Consider the following 21,523-nt stretch of genomic DNA (forward strand, 5'->3'; position numbering starts at 1 on the left):
AGGGGACAGATGAGAAAAGATCAGCTTTACGCCGTTGTCGACATTGAAGCGACTGGTGCCAGTATCGGAAGAGATGAACGCATGATCCAGTTCGCTTGTATACTGGTCAAGAACAATAAAATCGTGGAATCATTTGATACCTTTGTTAATCCGTCTCGGAAGGTCAGTCGGAAGATTCGTGATTTGACAGGTATCAGTTCTAAAGATCTCGCGACTGCTCCTTATTTTGAAGACATAGCGCATATCGTTTATCAGCTGCTGGAAGATACTGTATTCGTTGCGCATAATGTCGGATTTGACTTCCAGTTTTTAAATGAGTGTCTGGTCAGAGCAGGTTTGCCCCCGCTTACGATTCCGGCAATCGATACGGTTCAAATGGCTCAGATCCTGTTTCCAGCTGAAAACAGTTATCAGCTGAAAGAACTGACTAGTTCTCTAGGCTATTCATTAAATCAAGCTCACAATGCCTTATTCGACGCAGAAGCGACGGTTTTTTTATTGTCTAAATTAGATGAAAAGATCAGCAGATTGCCACTGGTAACTGTTGAATCCCTTGCTGAACTATCAAGAGCGACAACAGCTGATACGCATCTGTTTTTCCAGGAATCTTTTGAGGCCATGAAAAACGCTCCTGGTGACCTAGACGACTCACTGATGGTTGTTGAAGGCTTGGCTATTAGAAAACCTGAACCCATTAACGAACAGATCCTTCACAGAAAAAAACCGGTATACCCATATACCGACATAGACAAACACATTGTTTTGAAGCAGCTCGAATTAGAAGACAGGCCTAATCAGTCTGCCATGATGAATACATTATTCAATTATCTGAAAATAAAAACGCCTTCCAGTAAGCAGCTGATTGAAGCAGCTCCAGGAGCTGGAAAAACATTCGGCTATCTCCTTCCTGTCTTTTACTTAGCAACACCTGAAGAGAAAATCATTATATCCACTTATACTAAAGTTCTGCAGAAGCAGCTGGTCGAAGAAACGTTGCCTTACCTGAACAATCGACTGGACTTCAGTCAATCTTTTGCGTTAGCAAAAAGTGGCTCACATTATTTGTCACTATCCTCTTTTTACAGAAAATGGCGAAATACGGCTGATACAGATACCGAGGCATTATTTTGCATGAAGATTCTTGTCTGGTTAACGGAAACAACCGAGGGCGATTTGGAAGAAATAGGTATTGGGACGCGAACACCTCATCCTTTCTGGCAGGCAGTCAAACCCTCTCAGAAACTGCGTGCCATGGAGGTATTTGAATCAGTCGAGTTTATGTCGCGCAGACAGAAACGGCTGATGCAGTCCTCAATCATTGTGACTAATCACGCCTTTCTGTTGTCCGATTGGCAGAGTGCAGATCCGATTCTGGAGTCGGAAACAATCATTTTGGATGAAGCTCACCATTTCCCAGATATTATTGACCAAAGTGCCACACTTACTTTAAGAGCAAATACTCTGGTTCGTGACTTGAAAACGATTGGGTCAGTGGATAGAGAAGATACGCTTATCAGCGAACTGTCTAAACAGGAAAGTCAGCACATCAAACCCTATCAGATCACGACCCTGGAATCTGTTTCAAGCGTTTTGAGTGAAGAATGGGAAGACTGGTCCACCCAATGGATCGACTGGTTCAACTACTCACAGGCGTTTGATTCCTCAGTTGTCGAATGGAAAGAAAAAGCGATTGATCTGAACACGTTACCTCTCATCATAAAGAAAGACAGCAAAAGGCTGAAATCTACGCTTGACGAGCTGGTATACATTGGGAATCAGATGACCCTTACTCTCGATACCGAGCCTGAAACCTTATCAAAGGAAGCTAAACGCTTACTGACGAAACTGCAAGTTCTGCTTGACCGGATTCAGCTTACCTCCGAAACATTGGATCACCTGTTCTTTAAAAATCAGAAAGGGAGTCTGACAGGGTGCCGATTTTATTCTAAATCCCCTCAGCAGACCTTAACTTTTTATCGATATGATCAGAACAGCAAGACGGCTATACTGAACACGTTAAATGCTGTACCTCATCTGGTCCTGACAAGTAGTACCTTATCCGTTAAACAATCGACTCTCTATATTGAACAGGCACTGAATATCAAACAGGCAGAGTATTCAACTTTTGACTCGCCATATGATTTCAGTCAGCAAGGTCGGATTTTTGTGCCGCTGGAAACTTATACTGCAGCCCATTCAAAAAAGGCAGCCTACGCATCAGAATTGGCTGGTCAAATTGAAGCTATCTTGAAAGGCACTCATGAAAATGCCTTGATTCTGTTCCGTTCACAAGAGACAATTCAGGCAGTCTACTCTATTCTGCAGAAAAAATCCAGTCTTCATCATAAGACGATACTGGCTCAGAATATCTCTGGAACACCTGTCAGAATAGCCAAACAGGTAAAAAAATCTAAGGAAGTAGTGGTGTTAGGTTCCGACAGCTTCTGGGAAGGGGTCGATTTCCCAGAGGAAGAGCTCAAAATAGTAGTGCTGACGAAATTGCCCTTTGATTCACCGGATATGCCATTAGTCAAAAATCGGCATGCGATGCTGACTGAAGAAGGCTTGAATCCATTTGTACATGACTTGCTTCCACGTGCTGTGATGAAATTTAAACAGGGCATCGGGCGACTGATTCGTTCGAAAAAAGACAAAGGAATCTGGATTATTCTAGATAGACGTATTATTGAATCCAGTTACGCTTCTTCTTTTATAGAGTCTCTGCCTACTGGTCTGACAATCGAAGAAGAACCCCTGGAAACGATCATAGAAGAGAGCCAACTCTTTTTTAAATCCATTGAAGATAAAGAATAACACAGCGAGTTATTTATTTATTGAATCTCATTTGCTATACTAGAGAAGTTGAAGACAAAGGAAATAGAATGAGGAGAGTCACGTGAAAAAAGTTATTATAGGACTCGTTATCTTGATGAGCGCACTGATCGTCGGATCAACCGTATTGTATCAACGGTCCAGTCAGCCCTATGCTCGTGCAAGAGCCGATACGATTGCATATGTAGCTGAACGCACCAGCCTCAGCGAAGTTGAGGAATTCTACTGGTATAATGGTACGGAAACCTACCTGACGATAACCGGTCAGAATGAAGATGGAGAGAACCGCCTATACATCGTTCAACAGTCAGGTGGACAAATCACCTCTTTGTCTGCAGAAAATGCGCTGTCAGAACAAGAAGCGATACGAATGACCAGAGAAGCAAGGGAGCCTGCTAAAATTCTCAATGCGCGTATTGGTATGATAGACGACCGACCGATATGGGAAGTCAGCTACCGCAATGAAAATGATCGCTTAGGCTATTATGTCATCGATCTGCGAACAGGCGAATGGATCCAAACGATCGACAATATTTAATTAGGGAGATGACAAGTGTGAACAAAATTCAAATCATCGATGCACACAAGCATGTAGGAGAAAAAGTAAAGATTGGAGCTTGGATTGCAAATAAGCGCTCAAGCGGTAAAATCGCGTTTTTAAATCTGCGTGATGGATCAGCTTTTTTCCAGGGTGTCGTTGTTAAAAGTGAAGTAGAAGAAGAGGTATTCCAAACTGCTAAAAATGTGACTCAGGAAAGTTCAGTCTGGGTCGTAGGGACAGTTCAGGAAGATAGCCGGTCAAAATTTGGATATGAAATACATATCGAAACCATCGAAATCATTGGGGATGCAGTTGATTACCCGATTACACCTAAAGAACATGGGACTGAGTTCCTGATGGATAACCGTCATTTATGGCTGCGTTCATCTAAACAGCATGCCATTATGCAAGTGAGAAACGAAATCATTCGTGCAACTTACGAGTTCTTCAATCAGGAAGGCTTTGTTAAAGTTGATCCGCCCATCTTAACAGGTAGTGCGGCAGAAAACACGACTGAATTATTTCACACAGAATATTTTGACCGTGACGCATTCTTGTCTCAAAGTGGTCAATTGTACATGGAAGCTGGCGCTATGGCTTTAGGAAAAGTATTTTCATTCGGCCCGACATTTAGAGCTGAAAAGTCGAAAACAAGACGTCACTTAATCGAGTTCTGGATGATCGAACCTGAAATGGCCTTTATGGACCAGGACGACTCGCTTGAAGTTCAGGAAAAATATGTCGCTTATTTAGTCCAAAGTGTTCTTGATCACTGTGATCATTCACTGGACGTACTGGAACGGGATAAAGAACTGCTTAAGCAGTATACTCAACTTCCTTACCCGCGTATTTCGTATGATGAAGCAGTTGAATTATTAAATAAAAACGACTTTAGCGTCACTTGGGGAGAAGATTTTGGCTCGCCTGAAGAAACCTTTATTGCTGAACAGTATGATAAACCCGTCTTTATTCTGAACTATCCAAAAGCGATCAAACCGTTTTACATGAAACCTCATCCAACCCGTGAAGATATCGTGTTGTGTGCTGATATGATCGCTCCTGAAGGATACGGTGAAATTATCGGGGGGTCTCAACGTGAAGACGATTATGATGCCTTACGTGAACAGGTTGAAGCGTTTGGACTGGATACGAAAGAGTATGAATGGTACCTTGATCTGCGTAATTATGGAAGTGTGCCTCATTCAGGATTTGGACTAGGACTCGAACGTGTCGTCACATGGTTGAGTGGAACAGAACACATTCGTGAAGCTATTCCATTCCCACGTTTATTAAATCGTATTTACCCATAAAGGTGTGCTAGAATTAAAATAAGAGGATTGGGTGATCATTCCCAATCCTTTTTTCATTCACGTTAGAGTAAAGGAGTAGGGTCATGTCAGATTTAACAATTAGAAAGTGGATAAAAGCTGGGAACACCACAATTCCGAATACACTGCTGATGTACTATAGAGAACTGGGACTGAACAGCAACGACCTGGTCGTTCTGATTCAGCTGATGTCACTGGTTGAAATTGGCCAGCGCTTCCCTGACAGTCAGTTGTTGGCTGATCGACTGGATGTATCGCGAGAAGAAGCCTATAAAGCCATCCATCAGCTTATGACCAAACGCGTTATTACTATCGAAACCAGTTCTGATGAAGAAGGAAAATCTCAAGATGAGTTTTCCTTCGATTTGTTGTATGAACGGCTGATTTATTTGATGGATGAGGTTGAAAAAACAAAAGAATCTAAAAAAGAAGCCGTAACCTCAAAAGATCTCTATCGCCTTTTTGAAGAAGAGTTCGGCAGGGGACTGTCAGCAATGGAAATACAGACGCTTGAAATGTGGATCAAAGAGGATCTTTATTCTTCTGAACTGATTGAAGCAGCTCTTAGAGAAGCCGTTTTAAGTCAGGTCTACAGTCTCAAATACATTGATCGGATTCTTTTGACATGGGAAAAGAAAAACATCAAGACCAAAGAGCAGGTTGAAAAAGAATCCAAACGCCATCGTCAGAATCAGTCCAGGAACTCATCCAATGAAGATGCAAATGAAAACGAGAAACCTGTTCCGATGTATAACTGGTTGAAAGATTCTACTGATAAATAAAGAGACTTTAATGTAAGGAGATCAAAACGTGTCTAAAGAAGTAACCTTATTAAATTCAATCGAGACCACTAAACTTATCGAAGCCATGGGCGTACTGTTTCCGGATGCTAAAGCTGAACTAACCCATAAAAATGCCTTCGAGCTTTTGATTGCCGTCATATTAAGTGCACAGACAACTGATGTGGGCGTCAACAAAGCTACCCCTCGTCTTTTTGAGGCCTATCCCACGCCCGAGCTGCTCATGGAGGCAGATTTAGATGACATTATGGATAAAATCAAAACAATTGGTTTATACCGTAATAAAGCCAAGTACATTAAGAAATGTGCACGAGACCTAGTCGAACGATTTGACAGTCAAGTGCCCAACACCCATAAAGAGTTGGAAAGCCTAGCTGGAGTTGGACGTAAAACGGCTAATGTTGTCATGAGTGTAGCTTTTGATGAACCGGCTATTGCAGTCGATACCCATGTTGAACGTATCAGTAAAAGATTTTCCATCTGCTCACCCGAGGCAAATGTGCGACAGGTCGAGGAGGCGCTTATGGAGAAACTGCCGAGAGATTTATGGAGCATAGCGCATCACCGGATGATTTTCTTTGGCCGATATCAGTGTCCGGCTCGAGCACACGATCATAATGATTGTATTTACAAAGTGTCTGAAATCATAAAAAACCAGACTACAGAAAATAAGCCTTAAGGCACTGAATCGTTTTCATTCCTGAAGCACTTAAGGTATAATTATTACTAGTTATCTGCCTTCCTGTTAGAGAAGGTCTGAGAGAGGAGCGCTTTTATGAATAAAGAAGAAATGGAAGACCATTTGAATCATATCAAAGCACAGTATGCTTTATATGAAGAAAGACCCTTTGAGATTACAATTGCTCGGGGAATCCCTTCAACTAACCAGTTAAAGTTATCTGAAGCATTAATAAATGAAACAAAGATTGAAAACTGGTATAGTGATGATGAGCTAGATATTAGAAATTACGGTGGATTATTCGGTATAGAGGAAGCAAGAAAGCTCTTTGGTACACTATTGAATACCACTATTGAAGAAACATTCGTAGGGGGAAATTCAAGTCTTCAGCTGATGTATGCTACATTGAATCATCTAATGTACACAGCAAGTAACCCTTGGTCTAAAGAAGAGACTGTCAAGTTTATTTGTCCAAGTCCTGGATATGACCGCCATTGGTTTATGCTGGAACATCTTGGGATAGAAATGATTCCAGTTGAATTGACTGGTAAAGGTCCAGATATGGAAACAGTTGAAAAACTTGTTTCTCAGGACCCGTCGATCAAAGGCATGTTCATCGTTCCCACTTACAATAACCCGACTGGGGAGACCGTGTCAGACGAAGTCGTTGACCGCCTGGCTCAGATGCATTCAGCATCAGAAGATTTTGTCATTTTATGGGACAATGCTTACGTTGTTCATCATTTAAGTGAATTAAAAGAAGAAGCCAAGGATATACTAGAAGCCTGTAAATCAGCAGGCAATCCGGAACGGGTTATTCAATACGTATCCACTTCTAAAATGACACTCCCTGGCTCAGGCGTTGCAGCTATTGGGGCTTCAACTAAACGAATGAATGAACTGGCTCTGGATTTCAGCAAACAGCTGATCAGTTTCGATAAAATTAACCAGAAACGTCATGTTCTGTTCTTAAAAGATCGTGAAACGATTGATGACCTGATGAGTAAACATGCAGAGATATTGGCTCCGAAGTTTGAGTGGGTAGATGCGATATTATCAGCCTACTTCCATGGAGAACGCTCGTCTTTTGTAAAGTGGACTAAACCCAACGGTGGGTACTTTGTTCATTTGACCACACAAGATGGCTGTGCAGCAGAAATCGTTCAACGAATGAAAGACATTGGTATCGAACTGACACCAGCCAATGCGGCTTATCCATATGGTATTAATGCAAGAGACAACAGTATTCGTCTAGCTCCAAGTTTTGCTAAACTGGATGATTTGGAAATTGCGATGGAAGCTTTGTGTGTATGTATTGAAATGGTCACTTTAGAAAAAATACTGATCGACTAGGAGGAAAATAAGATGTCAAAACAGACTTTTGGATTTGGAATGGCACTTGGCGCACTAGCAGGTGCAGCCGCTGCTTATTTATTTGCACCACAATCAGGTGAAGAATTTCAGAGAGACTTGAAAGATAAAGCTCAGGATACTAAAAATAAAGCAGTCGTCAAATTCGACGAGGCAGTATTGGGAACTGAAATGTGGCTTGATCAGAAAATGGCTGATAATGAATTCAACGATGAACCGATTCGGTATGAACGCACTCCTGAAAATGTTGCGCCTGCACCGGACTATACAGAAGCGCCTGACGTGTTCGTTGAAGAAGAAAGCATAACAGACTAACCTATATAGTAGAGAGAAGCTTGTCTTTTCTCTATTCGTTTGCATGAAAATGGATATTTATACAAAAAATTGATAACTATACTTTATAACGATGCTTTATCTGGAGGTTCTTATGTCAAGATTATTTAATATTAATTCTGAAATTGATCCGTTAAAAACGGTACTGCTTAAACGCCCGGGGAAAGAAGTGGAAAATCTGATACCGGATACTATGGAAGATCTACTGTTTGATGACATTCCATATTTACCGATTATACAGGACGAACATGATGCATTTGCACATGCTTTAAAAAATAATGGAACAGAAGTTCTTTACCTGGAAGAACTTGTAACAGAGGCGATCGATACGGGTAACTGTCATCAGAAAATAACTGATCAGCTGATAACAGAATCAGGTATTCAGGTGGACGATGTCAGACAGGCTCTTTCAGAATACCTGCTGGCTATGGATACAAGACAGATGGTCGATACGATGATGGCGGGTATCCGTACAGATGCGCTCGACATCAAGTCCTCATCTCTTGCCTGGTTAGCTGACAGACAGAACCAGTCTTTATTTCTGATGCAGCCGATGCCTAATCTTTATTACACAAGAGATATTGCATCTACAATAGGTGAGGGTATTTCAATAAATAAAATGACATATGAAGCAAGAAAAAGGGAATCTCTATTTATGGAGACTATCGTCAGAGAGCATCCTGATTTTAATACAGAAAAACTTGAGATATGGCGCGACCGGTATTCAGATACAACGATCGAAGGGGGAGATATCCTCGTTTTAAGTGAAGAGGTTCTGGCAATAGGTGTGTCTCAACGCACGACTGGACATGCTATTGAAGAGCTGGCTCACTCGCTCTTCTCAAAACAAAGTAAAATCAAGAAAATCCTGGCCATCGAAATTCCTCATGTCAGAGCAATGATGCATCTGGATACGGTCTTTACGATGGTGGACAAAGATGCATTCACCATACACCCAGGCATACAGGACATGGATAAAAAGATGTCGATCTATATGCTTGAGCCTTCTAAAGTAGAAGGAGCCCTAAAGGTAACGCACCATACAGATTTAGGCAATATTTTAAAAGATGTCCTGAACGTACCTGAAATCAATCTGATCCCTTGCGGAAACGGAGACCCAATCGCTGCGCCAAGAGAACAATGGAATGACGGATCCAATACGTTGGCTGTCAAACCGGGTGTTGTCGTGACTTATAATCGAAATTATGTGTCCAATCAGCTACTGAGAGAAAACGGCATTAAAGTGATAGAAGTACCTTCCAGTGAACTGTCACGTGGACGAGGCGGCCCAAGATGTATGAGTATGCCCCTGCTGCGTGTGTAAACCGTCAATAAAGTCAAAAAATGCACGTATTGAAGTGACGAAGTCTCTCACTCATACGTGCATTTTATTTTATTGTCTTTTTCCGTCTTTAGTAAAAGTAATGACCTGTGACTCTTTATTGTCAGCTATTTCATTTGCGCGACTAACGGCATCGTTCTTGTTGTCAAATGTAGAATCTGGCCGTTTGGCGTCTTTGGTACGCACTTTCCATTCATCTTCTTCATAGTAGACCATCACATCATTATCGAGCAGCTCTTCATTAGATTTATCATCGTGTTCGTCTTCTTTTTTCGGTGCCTCTCCATGCTTATATGACCGTAGTTCTTCTTCAGATGCATTGTCGGCCCATTCTTTTGCCTGTTTTGTTGCAATGGGGATGGCTCGACCCTCATCGTACCCGTTATCCAGCAAAGCATTGGCAATATCAATGGCTTTCTTTTTGACAACGTGGTCGAAGTTTTTGAATGAATCTGGGTAATCTGATAAATCCCATGGCATAATTGAATCATCCTTTCAAATCTTATACTTTCGTTATATCATGAGAGAGAAGATTCGTCTATTAAAAGCAATCGAAAAGAGGACTTGTATGTTAAAGAAAATAGATAAGGCCGAGAGTTTTGTGAGGGAGCATCGTCAATTGTTTCAGTGCCCCGTTTGCAGTGAACCATTTGTGACTGTTGAAGACCATCATATAACCTGTTCAAAAGATCACCGGTTTGATCTATCAAAAAAAGGCACACTGCACTTACTGATGAAACCGGCTCAGTCAGAGTATACTCGCAATATGCTTCTTTCAAGGCAGCGCATTGCTCAGAGCGGATTCTGGCATCCTCTGCTTCAAGCAATCAGATCAGTGATCAAACATCCTGAAGGGACATTACTTGACGTCGGCTGCGGTGAGGGAGCTCACAGCGCCTACTTAAGAGGACAGGGGATCACTGGCCCAATCATCGCTTTTGATATTTCTAAAGAAGGCATTAATCTGGCGGCTGGGTCTTATGAAGATGTATTTTTTGCCGTGGCAGATCTGGCTCATTCCCCATTTGCCTCAGGTCAGTATGATACCATCCTGAATATATTGTCACCGTCTAATTACAGCGAATTTGACCGGCTGCTTAAGAAAGACGGGCAGGTCATAAAAGTCGTCCCCAATCCTGATTATCTGAAAGAACTGAGAGCGCTGAAAAAAGAAAAAGAAACCCCGTATTCAAATGAACGGGTCGTTCAAAAATTTGAAGACCATTTTGATGACGTAGAAAAGATAACGATCACATATACCGTCGATCTTTTTGAAGATATGGTAGAGGATTTCATGAATATGACGCCTTTGGGTTGGCATATTGACAAAGAATATGAGGAAATAATCACAAAGTTGAATGAAGTTACAGTGGATTTACTGATTTTAATAGGAGAATAAAAGCAGATATTACAGAATTGTGAATGGAAATTACTAAATGTCAACTATTTATACTTGAGATATAGCGTTAAGTCTTGTGTTATTATACAGGAAGTGCTAAGATATACTGCATAAGCTAATTTGGTTCATTGGTTTTTATCAGTCAACCCATCAGAAGCTGATAAAAAAACGTGAATTTTCAAAGGCTTCATTAACGTATTGTTTCGCAGTGCTAGTCACCGAGGCAATACGTTTTTTTTTGCGCACTAAAATAGGGCTTTCATCATATTTTTTGCTCAAAAGAATATGTTGAAGTCTGTTCTTGGTGTATAATACATAAAGAGTATAGGAGGAGAATAGTATGAATATTGTTGTTTTAGCTGGCGGTTACAGCCATGAAAGAGAAGTCTCATTAAGTTCCGGAAGTTTAATTGCAAATGCTTTGATGGAAAACGGCCATCAGGTCATTCTATTGGATTTATACTTCGGCACACAAGCAGCTTCAAGTTTTGAAGAAGCCTATTCCAAACTAAAAAAAGATAAATATGAGTATACAGTAAAAAGACAGATACCCGATTTAGACGCATTAAAAGCGCAAAAAGAAAAACCTAACGAAATGATTGGGGAAAACATTATTCCGATTTGTCAGTCGGCTGATTTGGTGTTCTTGTCCCTGCACGGAGAACTCGGTGAGAACGGGCAACTGCAGGCCGTTTTTGACTTATATGACATAACCTATACAGGTGCTGGCTATTTAGGTAGTGCCATCGCCATGAATAAAATCTTGTCTAAAGAAATCATGGCTGCTCAGGATATACTGACACCCGAATGGGAAGTGCTGGAACACGGTGATGAGCCGACTAGCGACGTTCCTTGTGTTGTCAAACCAAATGCGAGCGGGTCAAGTATTGGGGTCTACATCGTTGATAATAAAGAGGATCTTAAAAATGCTGTTCATGATGCAAAAAAATATTCGTCGTCAGTATTGATTGAAGAAAAAATTGAAGGCCGTGAGTTCTCAGTCGGTGTTTTGGAAGACAAAGCCTTGCCTTTGATCGAAATCATTCCGAAATCCGGATTTTATGATTATGAAAACAAATACCAGGAAGGGGCGACGATCGAAATTTGTCCGGCTGAACTGGATGACACAGTGTCGAGCAAGATCCAAGACATTGCCCTTAAAGTATTTAGAGCTTTACGTCTTGAATATTATGCGCGTATTGATTTTATTGTATCAAATGATGGACGAATCTACTTTATCGAAGCCAACACGTTACCTGGCATGACTCCGACTAGCCTCTTCCCGCAAGAAGCTGCAGCTGACGGTATATCATACAATGAATTGTGTAATCGACTGGCGGAAATCGCCCTAAACAAATAGGACATGAAAGGAGATGCATGAGATGAACCAGGAGCTTAAAGAAAAAATCCAGGCAAAAGCTGAGGATTTAGGCATTAATAAAATCGGGTTTACTCATGCTGATCCCTTTTATGATTTAGAAGCTAAACTGCATGCTCAGCAGGAAAAAGGGCATCACTCCGGTTTCGAGCATAAAGTGATTGAGGAACGGATCTACCCTGAAAGAATATTCGATCAACCTAAATCGATCATTGCGATAGCTTTGGCTTATCCTTCCAAAATGAGAGACAAGGCTCCCAGAGTCAAAGGGGAGAGGCGAGGAGAGTTTGCCCGTGCATCATGGGGGACCGATTACCACACAGTATTAAGCAAAAAAATGGATCAGCTGATTGACTATATCCGTTCTGAAGCTGAAGGTGACGTTTCTTTTAAACCGATGGTCGACACGGGCGAACTGGTAGATGTGGCGGTTGCTCAAAGAGCCGGTCTGGGCTTTATCGGACGAAACGGGCTGCTGATCACTAAAGAATTTGGCTCTTACGTCTACCTGGGTGAAATCATTACGAATATTGAATTTGAATCTGACGAAGAAGTCTCATTCGGATGTGGAGACTGTACACGCTGTGTCGATGCGTGTCCTACAGATGCTTTACTTGGTGACGGCCGAATGAACGCTCAGCGCTGTCTATCATATCAGACGCAAACTAAAGGGTATATGCCTAAAGAGTACCGCCGTCAAATGGGCCACGTTATTTACGGATGCGACATTTGTCAGATCGTTTGTCCCTATAATAAAGGGATCGACTCTCATTTTCATGAGGAGATGGAGCCTGAACCGTTCAACACAACACCCGAACTGAAGCCGCTACTCACAATTTCCAATAAGGATTTCAAAAAAGACTTTGGCGATATGGCAGGATCGTGGAGAGGGAAGAAACCTCTTCAGCGTAATGCTATTATTGCTTTGGCAAATTATAGAGATTTCTCCGCAGTACCGGATTTACTTAATGTAATCGAAAATGACCCCCGTCCAATGATACGGGGGACGGCAGCCTGGGCGGTTGCCACCATTACCAAAAAGCGTCCCAATCAGGACGTTTTGGACTTTCTGGAAGAGTCTGTCCTTAAAGAAACTGATGAAGAGACCGTAGCTGAGTTCACTGAAGCTATCATAGAACTTAAAGAACGCCTAGACTTAATTGAATCAAAGAGGAGAGACACGTAGTGACCAATCATATTGCTTTATTTGAACCTCAAATTCCTGCGAATACAGGAAATATAGCTCGAACGTGTGCGGGAACGAATACCCAGTTGCACCTGATCGAGCCGTTGGGTTTCAAGACAGATGACAAATACCTGAAACGTGCGGGACTAGATTATTGGGAAGCGGTCAGTATTCACTACCATGCCAATCTGGAAGAATTTCTCGCGGTAGTCGGCAATGATCCTTTATACCTAATTTCAAAGTTTGCTGAAAAAGTGTATTCAGATGTTGATTTTACGGACACTGAAAAGAATCACTATTTCTTATTCGGTAAAGAAACAACTGGCCTGCCTGAAGAATTCATGCGTGCTAACCCGGAAAAGTGTCTGCGTATTCCAATGGATGACACGCATGTCCGTTCACTTAATTTATCCAATACAGCGAACATCCTAATTTATGAAGCCTTGAGACAACAGGATTTCCCTCAATTAGAGAAGGTCCACACTTATGATAATGATAAGCTCAAGTAAATAGTACGTAACTACTCGTCTTTAGGCGGGTAGTTTTTTTATGTGTGCCATTTCTGTCTCAAAAGGTGAGGCATCAGTGTAACTCGTTGGTGTATCCTATCTCAGTTGAGTTCTATTTACCTTTAGCTGCTTACGCAGCAGAAAAGTATAGTGAGATGCAGTTAGTGCTGTTGATTATCTTAAACTGAATTGTCAACTGCTGTCGAGTTTAGGTTAGTGAGACTGACTACCTTAAACTCATAGTATAAAATAAATCGAGCTGAAGGCAGTCTGTTCGATTATATTCAACTGGTCAGGAAATAATTTTGAGCTGCATCCTTACTGTAATTTAGGCATTGCTCATCTTCTGGCATATCTTGAGTTGAATGATAAATGTCTAAATCAGTTCTTATCAGAAAGAAACAGCAGGAGACATACAAAAAGCGTCCTCCAGAGTCACAGACTAGATAGTCTATAACTTCAGGAGAACGCTTTTTAAGGTTAAAGCTTACATTTCATCAGGTGTTTGAACCCCAAGTATTCTAAGGTCCTCTTTTAGTACTTCGGTAATGGCAAAAACTAATGCGAGTCGGGCTTCTTTTTCAGGATGCTCATCCAGGACTCGAACATTTGCGTAAAAACGGTTGAACGCCTGTGCTAACTGTATAGCGTGTTTAGCAATAATTGACGGTTCGTAGTTTTCATAAGCACGTTTGATTGTTTTAGGATAATCATGGAGCAGTTTGACTACTTCCCAGCTGTACTCGTCGCTCAATGCATGCTGTTCAGAAGGGGATACCCCATGGATACCGGCCTTTCTCATTATACTCATCGCACGGGCTCTGGTATACTGAACGTAAGGACCTGTTTCACCCTCAAATTGAACCACTTCTTCAATTGTAAAGTCGAAATTATTCAATCGATCATTTTTTAGGTCATGGAAAACTACAGCGCCAACGCCCACTTGTTCAGCTACACGTTCTTTGTTTGGCAGATCAGGATTTTTTTCTTCAATCTGCTGTAGGGCCAATGCAGTAGCTTCGTTTAGAACTTCTTCCAGTAATACAACTTTACCTTTACGTGTTGACAGTTTTTTACCATCTTTCGTAATCAGACCGAATGGAATGTGATGGATATCATCAGACCAGTCAAAACCAAGTTCTTTAAGAACAGCTTTTAACTGTTTGAAATGATTTGCCTGTTCTTGTCCGACTACATACAGGGACTGAGAGAAGTCGTAATTATCTCTTCTGTATAGTGCTGCAGCTAAATCTCTTGTCATGTAGAGTGTAGCACCATCTGATTTTCTGATCAGAGCCGGGTTTAAGTCATATTTATCCAAATTAACGATATGTGCTCCCTGATCGACGGTCAGCAGTTTGTGTTCATCGAGCAGGTCAACGACAGTTGCCATTTTATCGTTATAAAAAGCCTCACCATTATATGAATCAAAGGCAATATTCAAGCGTTTATAGACATTTTCAAATTCTTTAAGTGATTCTTCTCTGAACCATTTCCAGATAGCGACGGCTTCTTCATTGCCTTCTTCAAGGCGTCTGAACCAGGCACGTCCTTCGTCCTCAAGTTCCGGATCATTTTCCGCTTCATCGTGAAATTTGACGTAGAGTCGAAGGAGCTCTTTGATCGGCTCAGCTTTGACTACTTCTTCGCTGCCCCATTTTTTATAAGCAGTGATGAGTTTACCGAATTGAGTGCCCCAGTCACCTAAGTGATTTATACGGATAGGGGAGAAGTCCACTTTTTCCAGGATATTCGATAAAGCATTACCGATAACGGTTGATCGCAGGTGACCCATAGACATCGGTTTCGCGATGTTTGGTGATGACATATCGATTGGGACATTTCCGCCGTTCCCAATTGATAGATTTCCGTAATTTCCTTTATCAACAATCACTTCATTGATGACAGCCTGTGAAACAGATTCTTTATTCAGGTAAAAATTGATGTAGGGTCCGACAACTTCCGTTTTTGAAATCAGTGGGGAAGTGACTTTATCGCCTAATTCAGAAGCGATTTGTGCCGGGTTTTGTCTTAATAGTTTGGCCAGCTGAAAAGTTGGGAAGGCGATATCCCCATGTTCAGCATGTTTAGGTTTCTCCAGTAGAAGATTGATTTCGTTTAATTCCAGATGATCCTGCAGTTCAGTATGGATCGCCTCAGCGATCAGTTGTCTATAGTCCAAGAAAAAGACCTCCTAAGTAATATAAGTAGCTGTGTGACCAGCTTCAAGTCATCTAAGCATAAAAAAAGGGCTGGTTTTTGAATAGTCAAAAATCATAGCCGATTTTGTTTACTATAATGATTAGCACTTGTATTATAGCAAAGCTGGAGCTTAGTAGCAATACTTACTGATTTATGGATAGATTGTGAACCTTTATGTTATTAATTCCCAATTCTGAGTAATAATTAATGAAAAGCGAATGAAAATACAGTATACTATAACTACTAATATGCACTAATATTTACTAATATTCAGGAAAAGGAGGAAATGCAATGAAAAAGACCGAAAGACAAATGTTGATCAAGCAAATCATTTTAAACAATGATATTTCCACTCAAGAGGAATTGCTGCATCAGCTGCAGGCTAAGGGCGTTAAAGCGACACAGGCAACTATTTCCAGAGACATCAAGGAGCTGAACCTGGTCAAAACGAACAGTTCAACTGGTGGGACGAAATACACCATTTATCAGAACAATCAGATGACAATGGAAGACAAACTTAGTTCTACCATCAAAAGCGTCGTTTCGGACTATAATTGTGTTCAGTTTATGAATATCGTTGTTACTTTACCTGGTAATGCACACGTCATCGGTGCGTTGATCGATGATATCGAGTTCCCGGAAATCGTCGGAACGGTTGCTGGAAACGATACAATTATCCTCATCTCTAAAACGAATGAAGATGCACAACACATTTATACTTATTTTGACCGCATATTATCAGAAACAGATTGAAATCAGGAGACTGCTGCAGAAAGTTGACCTACATTTATAGGCTTGTGTCTACATAAATAGGTTATTCCTTTCGAGGGGTCTCTTTTTTTTATGCAATATGACGCTTGCAAACGCCTACTAATCTTATTATAGTTAAAGAGTGCACATGTTGGATAAACTAATACAATTATTGGAGGAAGTACAGAATGACAACAAATTTACTGTCTTTGCAGAATGGATCTGATATCAGAGGATTTGCCATCGACACTGAACAAAATAGTAAAAATCTAACTGTCGAAACAATCAAATCGATCGCTAACGGCTTAATCAACTGGTGGAGTGATAAGGATGGCAGTAAACCAGCGCAAACTGTCATAACCATTGGACATGACAGCCGTCTCACAGGTCCGGTTATTAAAGGCTGGTTGACGGAGGTCTTCACCGAAGCTGGGCTGACTGTGATCGACGCTGGAATGGCCACGACACCCGCATTATTCATGTCTACACAGTATGATGACTTCAAGTCAGATATTGGCATTATGATTACTGCAAGTCATTTGCCGATGGAATATAATGGTCTGAAATTTTTCACTGAAAAAGGGGGTCTTGAACACGAGGACATTGAATCGATCCTCACCCTAGCTGATCAGCCGCTTAATCTTCCTGCAGACTCTAAGAAAGGGCAAGTTGAGCAGAAGGACTTACTATCCATCTATGCAGCCGACTTAGTCACTAATATACGCAAAGTGTTAAATGTTTCAGAAACTGACCAGCCTCTTTTGGACCGTAAAATCATAGTGGATGCTGGAAATGGAGCAGGAGGATTCTTTGCAGAAAAAGTATTACAGCCCCTCGGAGCCAATACTGATGGGAGCCAATTCCTGAATCCGGATGGCACTTTTCCAAATCACGAACCAAATCCAGATAATAAAGAAGCAATGAAAAGCATTTCTGATGCTGTCTTGAAGAACAGTGCAGACCTGGGAATTATTTTTGATACTGACGTGGACCGTTCAGCTATCGTGAATAGAAGAGGACAGAGTATCAACCGCAATAGTCTGATTGGGTTGATTGGTGCAATTATTCTTGAAGAAAATCCAGGAACAACGATTGTTACCAATTCGCCTGTATCTGACCATTTGATTACCTTTATCGAAAATAAACATGGGAAAGTGGACCGTTATATTTCAGGTTACCGTAATGTAATCAACCGCGGGATCGAATTGAATAAGCAGGGAATAGACTGTGATCTGGCAATCGAAACGAGTGGACATGCGGCAATCAGAGAAAACTTCTTCCTGGATGACGGTGCTTATCTTGCCGCTAAGATCATTGCTAAAGAAGCTGAAATGGCTAAAGATGGCAGAAGTGTAACCGATCTGATCGATACACTTGGTCAGCCGGCCGAAACTGAAGAAATCAGATTTGTAATCGAAACGCCAGCCTACAGGGATATTGGTATGGATATATTGAATCGGTTTGCACTGTGGTTGAAAGAGACAGACGGCTTTGCTGTAGTGGAGGATAATTTGGAAGGGATAAGAAGTCAGATCAGATCCCCTTATGGTCATGGCTGGCTTCTGTTGCGTATGAGTCTGCATGAACCTAAACTGGTTCTGCAGATTGAAAATGATGAAGAAGCTATGATTCCCCTCATCAAAGAACAGCTGAAAGCATTCTTTTATAGTATTGAGGACTTAAATACGAGTAAATTATAAAAATAGCCTGATCAGACGCGATTGCAAGTGTCTGATCAGGCTATTATAGTTTACCCTTTAAAAATCCATTTATGATTTTGCTGCTCCAGAAGAACATCTGCTTCTTTGGGCCCCATAGTCAAAGCAGGATAGAAGGGAATTGACTCAGTCATGTTATCCCATTCTTTACGAATCTGATCAACATATTTCCAGGATGTTGCCACTTCACCCCAGTGTGCAAAGTGCGTTTCGTCCCCATTTAGCACATCCAAAATCAGTTTTTCATACGCTTCCGGACTGTCCTTGACAGTGTCCTCTGAACGCAAATTAGATAGTTGAGTCGGTTCCAGGTGCATACCGGGACCGATTTTTTTATTGTTCAAAGTCAGTTCAATGCCTTCATCAGGGCTGATCAGAACAGATAGTAAAGTAGGCTGATCACTGAATAAGTCTGACTCTGTCGATCTGAACACGATATCCACTCGAGAGGTTTTTTCAGATAACCGTTTTCCTGTCCGAATATAGACTGGCACATCGCGCCATTCATCTGTATCAATGGTCAATTTTCCGGCAACAAATGTTTCGGTTAAAGTGTCAGGATCAACTTTTTCTTCCTGACGGTAGCCTTTAGTTTTCCCATCTTCTGAAGGAGCATATTGACCTCTTACAAATTCAGTTTTGTCATCCTGTGTTACCTTAGGATCTTTAAGGGCTTTGAGAATAGCCAGTTTTTCTTTGCGCACGTTATTAGTGGTAAAAGAGGCCGGTTTTTTCATGGTCAAAAGACTAACGACCTGCAGCATATGATTTTGTACCATGTCTCTAAGTGCTCCACTTTTATCGTAATACTCCCCGCGTTCTTCAACCCCAAGGTCTTCACTTAAAGTGATCTGGATATTAGAGATGCTGTCTTTATTCCAGCTGTTTTCAATGAGGCGGTTGGAAAATCGCATGGCCAGTAAATTTTGAACCATTTCTTTTCCTAGATAGTGGTCAATGCGGTACAACTGATCTTCATCGAAAGAATCATTTATTTCGTCATTTAATGCCTTGGAACTGTCAAAATCTGTTCCAAATGGTTTTTCGATAATGACACGGTTGAACCCGTTTTCTGTAACAAGTGACTGTTCTCTTAAATGGTGAGTGATCGTTCCAAAGAAACTAGGGGACATGGACAAGTAGAAAATACGATTTCCTTCTATTGCATACTCTTCATCGAGTGTGTCTGCCAATTCTTTAAGCGTATGATAATGCTCTGAGTCTTTTACATTATGGGACTGGTACCTGAAATGCTTCGCAAATGATTCTGCATGCTCTTTGGAGTCAATCAGGTCTTCGATTGAATCGAGGACAACCTCCTGATAATGTTCATCTGACCAGTCTCTCCGGGCAGTGCCGATGACTGCAAAAGATTCTGACAGCATGCCTTTTTTATAAAGACGGTAAATTGCGGGATATAGTTTACGGTGAGCCAAATCTCCAGTGGCTCCAAAAATGATGAATAATGCTTTCGTATCTTCAGACATTAGTTTCCTCTTTTCTACATGTAAATAGCATGTCGGTTACATTCTATTATCTATTTTACTTTTAATTCGATTAGCATTCAACTTTATTGTGAAAGAAGTCTTTCCTTATCATAGCCTAATCATATCATTTGAACAATCGAAAACGTTTGCGATAAGGTAATAGTAACGAAATATGAAAGGATGAGGTAATTGAGTAAATACGATAATCTTGAATTGAACTATATTGACGGAGAATGGGTCAAAGGCAGCAGTGATGAAGTAATCGAATCGATTGATCCTTACACAGAGGAAGTCTATGCGACAGTTCAGGCAGCCTCATACGAGGATTTAGACAAAGCCTATAAAAGTGCAGAAAAACATCAGAAAGAATGGGAAAAGACTGGACCATTTGAAAGAGCAGCGATTATTAGAAAAGCTATCAAGATAACTGAAGATAGAAAAGAAGAAATCACAGATATGCTGGTTAAAGATGCCGGTTCTACCGTGGCTAAAGCACAGCTGGAAATTGACATCGTCATTGCAATCATGCATCTGGCAGCAGAGTTTCCTTTCCAAATGGAAACGATTGTTAATCAGTCCATGATTCCAGGTAAAAAGAATTATGTTTCGAGAAAGCCTGCAGGTGTGGTAGGCGTCATTGGCCCATTTAACTTCCCAATGAACCTGTCGATGCGTTCAGTAGCCCCTGCACTCGCTGCAGGTAACGCTGTCGTGTTAAAACCGGGTCATCAGACGCCGATTAGTGGTGGGAATGTCATTGCTAAGATATTCGAAGAAGCCGGATTGCCTAAAGGTGTCCTGCAGGTCGTTCATCCGAAAATTTCTGAAATTGGTGACGCGTTCTATGAACACCCTGTTCCAGATGTTATTTCATTTACTGGTTCAACTGGTATCGGGAAACAGATCGGTGAAGTGTGCGGACGTGAAGTCAAGAAAACGATACTGGAACTTGGCGGAAACAACGCAATGGTCGTTCTCGATGATGCAGATATCGACACCGCTGTCAAAGGCGCTATTTACGGACGCTTCATGCATAGTGGTCAAATCTGTATGGCAACCAATCGAATTATTATAGATGAGTCAGTCTTTGATGAGTTTGCTGACAAATTCGTTGAAAAAGCTAAATCACTGAAACATGGAGATCCAACGCAGGAAGGCACGCTGATCGGCCCACTGATTGATGGCGACCAGGTTGAGCGCTTACTGGAAGAAGTCGAAACAGCGAAAGGCGAAGGGGCAGAAGTTCTGCTTGAAGGAAAAAGAGAAGGAAACGTTCTAACTCCTTACGTTTTAAAAGGAACTAACGATATGTCTACAGCTCAAAATGAAATGTTTGGGCCTGTTATTACGCTGATTCCAGCTAGAGATGAAGCGCATGCTTTAGAACTGGCCAATGATACAGAACAAGGCTTAAGTGGGGCTGTTTCATCAAGCAATGAAATACGAGCCTTTGCATTTGCTGAAAAAATGGAAACAGGTATGGTTCATATTAATGATCAGAGTGTTAATGACGAACCATATATTGCTTTTGGTGGAGAAAAAGCATCAGGTATCGGCCGATTCGGTCGTGAACATTCACTTGATGAATTTACCACATGGAAATGGATCTCTGTGCAGGAAGAACCAAGAGAGTATCCGTTTGATTAAATAAAACATAGAGTCACAAGT

The 21,523-nt window shown here is 41.3% G+C and carries 18 protein-coding genes; 15 read left to right on the top strand and 3 right to left on the bottom strand.

Annotated elements, in window-relative coordinates; all coding sequences use genetic code 11:
- The first annotated feature begins 9 nt into the window (after window positions 1-9).
- From CLV38_RS03655 to arcA, 8 genes are all read left to right on the top strand, one after another.
- Window positions 10-2,814, top strand: a complete 2,805-nt coding sequence (locus CLV38_RS03655) for a helicase C-terminal domain-containing protein (RefSeq protein WP_106191667.1) — start codon at window positions 10-12, stop codon at window positions 2,812-2,814.
- Window positions 2,815-2,896: 82 nt separating this feature from the next.
- Entirely contained in the window at window positions 2,897-3,370 is a 474-nt protein-coding gene (locus CLV38_RS03660) for a cell wall elongation regulator TseB-like domain-containing protein (RefSeq protein ID WP_106191670.1), read from the top strand.
- Between the two features lie 17 nt (window positions 3,371-3,387).
- Entirely contained in the window at window positions 3,388-4,683 is a 1,296-nt protein-coding gene (gene asnS / locus CLV38_RS03665) for an asparagine--tRNA ligase (protein ID WP_106191673.1), read from the top strand.
- 83 nt (window positions 4,684-4,766) lie between these two features.
- Window positions 4,767-5,483 (top strand): DnaD domain-containing protein, encoded by a 717-nt coding sequence (locus CLV38_RS03670; protein WP_106191675.1) that lies wholly within the window; start codon window positions 4,767-4,769, stop codon window positions 5,481-5,483.
- 28 nt (window positions 5,484-5,511) lie between these two features.
- The gene (nth, locus tag CLV38_RS03675; protein WP_281260038.1) at window positions 5,512-6,180 is read left to right on the top strand and encodes an endonuclease III; all 669 of its coding nucleotides are present in this window, start codon (window positions 5,512-5,514) and stop codon (window positions 6,178-6,180) included.
- A gap of 96 nt (window positions 6,181-6,276) precedes the next feature.
- Complete coding sequence (locus CLV38_RS03680) at window positions 6,277-7,533, top strand: aspartate aminotransferase type Ic (protein ID WP_106191678.1); 1,257 nt, start codon at window positions 6,277-6,279, stop codon at window positions 7,531-7,533.
- Between the two features lie 12 nt (window positions 7,534-7,545).
- Complete coding sequence (locus CLV38_RS03685) at window positions 7,546-7,866, top strand: YtxH domain-containing protein (protein ID WP_106191681.1); 321 nt, start codon at window positions 7,546-7,548, stop codon at window positions 7,864-7,866.
- 112 nt (window positions 7,867-7,978) lie between these two features.
- Entirely contained in the window at window positions 7,979-9,208 is a 1,230-nt protein-coding gene (gene arcA / locus CLV38_RS03690) for an arginine deiminase (RefSeq protein ID WP_106191684.1), read from the top strand.
- A gap of 69 nt (window positions 9,209-9,277) precedes the next feature.
- Here arcA and CLV38_RS03695 read toward each other — a convergent pair whose 3' ends face one another.
- Window positions 9,278-9,706, bottom strand: a complete 429-nt coding sequence (locus CLV38_RS03695; protein ID WP_106191687.1) for a DUF2188 domain-containing protein — start codon at window positions 9,704-9,706, stop codon at window positions 9,278-9,280.
- An 88-nt stretch (window positions 9,707-9,794) separates the two neighbouring features.
- Here CLV38_RS03695 and CLV38_RS03700 point away from each other — a divergent pair, with 88 nt between their 5' ends.
- The 4 genes from CLV38_RS03700 (at window position 9,795) to trmL (ending at window position 13,698) form a co-directional block, all read left to right on the top strand.
- On the top strand, window positions 9,795-10,625 hold the full coding sequence (locus tag CLV38_RS03700; RefSeq protein ID WP_106191690.1) for a methyltransferase domain-containing protein: 831 nt from the start codon (window positions 9,795-9,797) through the stop codon (window positions 10,623-10,625).
- 340 nt (window positions 10,626-10,965) lie between these two features.
- Window positions 10,966-11,985 (top strand): D-alanine--D-alanine ligase family protein, encoded by a 1,020-nt coding sequence (locus tag CLV38_RS03705; protein WP_106191692.1) that lies wholly within the window; start codon window positions 10,966-10,968, stop codon window positions 11,983-11,985.
- 22 nt (window positions 11,986-12,007) lie between these two features.
- Window positions 12,008-13,189 carry a tRNA epoxyqueuosine(34) reductase QueG gene (gene queG, locus CLV38_RS03710; protein ID WP_106191695.1) on the top strand — a complete coding sequence of 394 codons (1,182 nt, stop codon included), beginning with the start codon at window positions 12,008-12,010 and terminating at the stop codon, window positions 13,187-13,189.
- Complete coding sequence (trmL, locus tag CLV38_RS03715; RefSeq protein ID WP_106191697.1) at window positions 13,189-13,698, top strand: tRNA (uridine(34)/cytosine(34)/5-carboxymethylaminomethyluridine(34)-2'-O)-methyltransferase TrmL; 510 nt, start codon at window positions 13,189-13,191, stop codon at window positions 13,696-13,698. The genes queG and trmL overlap by 1 nt, the downstream gene beginning before the upstream one ends.
- Before the next feature lie 487 nt (window positions 13,699-14,185).
- Here the strand turns inward: trmL and argS are convergent, their stop codons facing one another.
- The gene (argS, locus tag CLV38_RS03720) at window positions 14,186-15,880 is read right to left on the bottom strand and encodes an arginine--tRNA ligase (RefSeq protein ID WP_106191700.1); all 1,695 of its coding nucleotides are present in this window, start codon (window positions 15,878-15,880) and stop codon (window positions 14,186-14,188) included.
- Window positions 15,881-16,191: 311 nt separating this feature from the next.
- Here argS and argR point away from each other — a divergent pair, with 311 nt between their 5' ends.
- Both argR and CLV38_RS03730 read left to right on the top strand, forming a co-directional pair.
- Window positions 16,192-16,653, top strand: a complete 462-nt coding sequence (gene argR, locus CLV38_RS03725) for an arginine repressor (protein WP_106191703.1) — start codon at window positions 16,192-16,194, stop codon at window positions 16,651-16,653.
- 185 nt (window positions 16,654-16,838) lie between these two features.
- A complete protein-coding gene (locus CLV38_RS03730) occupies window positions 16,839-18,350 on the top strand; it encodes a phosphohexomutase domain-containing protein (protein WP_106191706.1) in 1,512 nt (503 codons plus the stop codon).
- Between the two features lie 50 nt (window positions 18,351-18,400).
- Here CLV38_RS03730 and zwf read toward each other — a convergent pair whose 3' ends face one another.
- A complete protein-coding gene (gene zwf, locus CLV38_RS03735) occupies window positions 18,401-19,855 on the bottom strand; it encodes a glucose-6-phosphate dehydrogenase (RefSeq protein ID WP_106191708.1) in 1,455 nt (484 codons plus the stop codon).
- Between the two features lie 189 nt (window positions 19,856-20,044).
- Between zwf and CLV38_RS03740 the strand changes: the two genes are divergently transcribed.
- Window positions 20,045-21,502, top strand: a complete 1,458-nt coding sequence (locus CLV38_RS03740; RefSeq protein WP_106191711.1) for an aldehyde dehydrogenase family protein — start codon at window positions 20,045-20,047, stop codon at window positions 21,500-21,502.
- Window positions 21,503-21,523: the final 21 nt, after the last annotated feature.

The organism is Alkalibacterium olivapovliticus (assembly GCF_003003275.1).
In the GTDB taxonomy this organism is placed as follows: Bacteria; Bacillota; Bacilli; order Lactobacillales; family Carnobacteriaceae_A; genus Alkalibacterium; species Alkalibacterium olivapovliticum.

Bases quoted from the DNA above. Each gene is read 5' to 3' on its own strand.
- zwf (WP_106191708.1), bottom strand. From the start codon at position 19,855: ATGTCTGAAGATACGAAAGCATTATTCATCATTTTTGGAGCCACTGGA.
- arcA (WP_106191684.1), top strand. From the start codon at position 7,979: ATGTCAAGATTATTTAATATTAATTCTGAAATTGATCCGTTAAAAACG.
- CLV38_RS03705 (WP_106191692.1), top strand. From the start codon at position 10,966: ATGAATATTGTTGTTTTAGCTGGCGGTTACAGCCATGAAAGAGAAGTC.
- CLV38_RS03680 (WP_106191678.1), top strand. From the start codon at position 6,277: ATGAATAAAGAAGAAATGGAAGACCATTTGAATCATATCAAAGCACAG.
- CLV38_RS03670 (WP_106191675.1), top strand. From the start codon at position 4,767: ATGTCAGATTTAACAATTAGAAAGTGGATAAAAGCTGGGAACACCACA.
- queG (WP_106191695.1), top strand. From the start codon at position 12,008: ATGAACCAGGAGCTTAAAGAAAAAATCCAGGCAAAAGCTGAGGATTTA.
- CLV38_RS03695 (WP_106191687.1), bottom strand. From the start codon at position 9,706: ATGCCATGGGATTTATCAGATTACCCAGATTCATTCAAAAACTTCGAC.
- argR (WP_106191703.1), top strand. From the start codon at position 16,192: ATGAAAAAGACCGAAAGACAAATGTTGATCAAGCAAATCATTTTAAAC.
- CLV38_RS03730 (WP_106191706.1), top strand. From the start codon at position 16,839: ATGACAACAAATTTACTGTCTTTGCAGAATGGATCTGATATCAGAGGA.
- CLV38_RS03655 (WP_106191667.1), top strand. From the start codon at position 10: ATGAGAAAAGATCAGCTTTACGCCGTTGTCGACATTGAAGCGACTGGT.
- CLV38_RS03685 (WP_106191681.1), top strand. From the start codon at position 7,546: ATGTCAAAACAGACTTTTGGATTTGGAATGGCACTTGGCGCACTAGCA.
- CLV38_RS03700 (WP_106191690.1), top strand. From the start codon at position 9,795: ATGTTAAAGAAAATAGATAAGGCCGAGAGTTTTGTGAGGGAGCATCGT.